This window comes from Escherichia sp. TW14182 (genome assembly GCF_000208525.1).
In the GTDB taxonomy this organism is placed as follows: Bacteria; Pseudomonadota; Gammaproteobacteria; order Enterobacterales; family Enterobacteriaceae; genus Escherichia; species Escherichia ruysiae.
In genome coordinates, this window is record NZ_AEJZ01000467.1 from 1 (window position 1) to 3,082 (window position 3,082).

The 3,082-nt window shown below is 46.0% G+C and carries 6 protein-coding genes; all 6 read left to right on the forward strand.

What is annotated here, in order from left to right; all coding sequences use genetic code 11:
- Window positions 1-175 precede the first annotated feature (175 nt).
- A complete protein-coding gene (locus tag EQY_RS0123285; RefSeq protein ID WP_001156286.1) occupies window positions 176-448 on the forward strand; it encodes a hypothetical protein in 273 nt (90 codons plus the stop codon).
- 18 nt (window positions 449-466) lie between these two features.
- On the forward strand, window positions 467-676 hold the full coding sequence (gene kil, locus EQY_RS27515; RefSeq protein ID WP_000440741.1) for a host cell division inhibitory peptide Kil: 210 nt from the start codon (window positions 467-469) through the stop codon (window positions 674-676).
- Window positions 597-833 carry a DUF1482 family protein gene (locus EQY_RS0123290; protein ID WP_001093898.1) on the forward strand — a complete coding sequence of 79 codons (237 nt, stop codon included), beginning with the start codon at window positions 597-599 and terminating at the stop codon, window positions 831-833. The genes kil and EQY_RS0123290 overlap by 80 nt, the downstream gene beginning before the upstream one ends.
- On the forward strand, window positions 799-963 hold the full coding sequence (locus EQY_RS25380) for a YdaE family protein (protein ID WP_000692776.1): 165 nt from the start codon (window positions 799-801) through the stop codon (window positions 961-963). Before EQY_RS0123290 ends, EQY_RS25380 begins: the two co-directional genes overlap by 35 nt.
- 73 nt (window positions 964-1,036) lie before the next feature.
- The gene (locus EQY_RS0123295) at window positions 1,037-1,312 is read left to right on the forward strand and encodes a hypothetical protein (protein WP_000632298.1); all 276 of its coding nucleotides are present in this window, start codon (window positions 1,037-1,039) and stop codon (window positions 1,310-1,312) included.
- A gap of 101 nt (window positions 1,313-1,413) precedes the next feature.
- The coding region (locus EQY_RS0123300) for a RecE family exodeoxyribonuclease (protein WP_000105113.1) at window positions 1,414-3,082 on the forward strand (1,669 nt) is incomplete at its 3' end.

Genomic DNA, 3,082 nt, shown 5'->3' on the forward strand with positions numbered 1-3,082 from the left:
AGTGAATTTTGTGATGCGGTGAATGCGGCTAAGCGCACGCGGCACAGTTAAAAGTCATGTTAGTCCTTATTGGTTTGGGTGGGAAAGCCGACTGTAATTGTTAACTGGTTGCAGTCACCTGGAGGCACCAGGCACCGCATCACAAAATTCACTTAGTAACCAAGAAGGGAATTATATGCAAGAGATAAGTTTTGAAATAACAGCAAAAGATGTACAGGTTAAGCCCGATTACAATCAAAAATTATGTATTGAAGTCAATGGCGTGAAGTTATCAGACCTGATTGATTCAGTTGAAGATAACGACGCTATTATTGAAATGGTTGGAGCCGAAGAAATAGCAGAATACTTTTCAACAGAGGGGCGTCTTCATGAGCTTCTGGAAAAATTTTCATATCAGGATATCGCTACATTTCTGGAAATTAATGGTTATAAAGTTACCGAGGAATAAAGTAGCTCAGGTGGCGTTATGGAACGTAATCATCTAACAGCTATCAGTGCCGCACAGAGTAAATTCGCCATCGCTGTATTTTTACAGGATGAAGAAATGTTTGAGCAGGCCATTATTCAGTTTGCAATTGCGACCGGGAGTAAAATAAATGAACACTTTGTTCGCTCTTGTCATGACCGTTTTTCTGACATCAGGCGAAACTCAGGATGTTGTTACCGGAATTTATAACTCCGAATCTGAATGCAAGGCCGCAGCTATTGAGCAAAAAGTAGCTGGTGAATGTTTCCCTGTTGAGAAATTTATCCGGCCTGTAGATGAAGAAATTCCCGCAGGCCTCACAGGAGAAAATCATGAAAATAAAATGTGGTTACCACCTTTGCAATAAAGACGTTGAAGAAAGCAAAACCATTAAAAGACCACTTCATTTCATGCGTGGAGTTATCCCAACGACGGAAATGAAAAAATATTGTAGTGAAAATTGTGCCGAAAAAGACCAGATGGCACACGAACTTTAATTAACTGACTATTCGAAACTGAATTTATGCCAGCAATGGCAGGGATTCGCTCAACCTTAATTAAGGAGAAAACATGATTACCAATTATGAAGCCACTGTTGTAACTACCGATGACATTGTTCACGAGGTTAATCTGGAAGGAAAGCGTATTGGCTACGTGATTAAAACAGAAAATAAAGAAACCCCATTCACTGTGGTTGATATCGACGGTCCATCAGGCAACGTAAAAACACTTGATGAAGGTGTCACAAAAATGTGCCTGGTTCACATCGGAAAGAATCTGCCCGCAGAAAAAAAAGCCGGATTTCTGGCAACTCTGATTGCAATGAAATTAAACGGTGAAATCTGAAAGAAATAGCCTGCGTATGGCGCAGGCTATGAACAGTGTGTATCCGGCAAGATCATTCACTGAACAAAACGAATTTTAATCTGAGTTGAGGTTAAAAAACAATGAGCACAAAACCACTCTTCCTGTTACGGAAAGCGAAAAAATCATCCGGTGAACCTGACGTCGTCCTGTGGGCAAGCGACGATTTTGAATCGACCTGTGCCACTCTGGACTACCTGCTCGTTAAGTCAGGTAAAAAACTGAGCAGCTATTTTAAACCTGTTGCCACGAATTTTCCTGTCGTTAATGACCTTCCCCCTGAAGGTGAGATCGATTTTACCTGGAGTGAACGCTATCAACTCAGCAAAGACTCCATGACCTGGGAACTAAAACCGGGAGCAGCGCCAGACGACGTTCACCATCAGGAGAATGCACCGGAAACCGAAGAACCGGCGGGAGGCCAGGAAGAAAACACACGGGCAGACGCTCACGGGGATTGCCAGGATTGCGAAGTATCTGTATCTACTTTGCGGTTCACACAGCGTCTTCTGCACATTTTTACCTATGCGGCCGGGGATCGGAAATACCTGCATCATGCCACCCGAGAACAACGCGAACACATTACTGCTCTTGAGATGGATCAGGAAAACAGCTATGTCCAGAATCTGCTGTTGGCCATACGCGGCATGGCAGAACCGACAACTCTGGATAATGCCGCCCTGCTCCGCCTGACTGATGCAATTAAGGCAGTTTTCTCTATCACGAAAAAACATCAGCCCTATGAATTTAAGAATTTCATTTCAGCCTGGCTGGATACCGAACACATTGATCGCGGTCTTCTGACAAAAGAATGGCAAAAAGGGAATCGTGTTTCACGCATCACTAGCACGGCTTCCGGTGCTAATGCTGGCGGCGGGAACCTCACCGATCGCGGCGAAGGTTTCGTCCACGATCTGACGTCACTGGCGCGCGATGTAGCCACTGGCGTACTGGCCCGTTCAATGGACGTGGACATCTATAACCTTCATCCGGCACACGCGAAACGCATTGAGGAAATTATCGCTGAAAATAAACCGCCCTTTTCTGTTTTTCGCGACAAATTCATCACCATGCCTGGCGGGCTGGATTATTCCCGCGCCATCGTGGTTGCGTCCGTAAAAGAAGCACCAATTGGGATCGAGGTCATCCCCGCGCACGTCACTGAATATCTGAACAAAGTACTGACTGAAACCGATCATGCCAACCCTGATCCGGAAATCGTGGATATTGCCTGCGGTCGCTCCTCTGCCCCGATGCCGCAGCGAGTAACAGAAGAAGGAAAACAGGATGATGAAGAAAAACCGCAACCATCTGGAACAACGGCAGATGAACAGGGAGAGGCTGAAACAATGGAACCGGACGCAACTGAACATCATCAGGACACGCAGCCGCTGGATGCTCAGTCACAGGTAAATTCTGTTGATGCGAAATATCAGGAACTGCGGGCAGAACTCCATGAAGCCCGGGAAAACATTCCATCAAAAAATCCTGTCGATGCCGATAAATTGCTTGCTGCATCACGTGGTGAATTTGTTGACGGAATTAGCGACCCGAACGATCCGAAATGGGTTAAGGGGATCCAGACTCGCGATTCTGTGTACCAGAACCAGCCAGAAACGGAACAAAACACGCCAGAAACGGAAAAAACCAGCCCGGATGTGAAACAACCTGAGCCAGTAGTGCAACAGGAACCGGAAATAGTCTGCAATGCCTGCGGTCAGACTGGCGGGGATAACTGCCCTGACTGTGGTG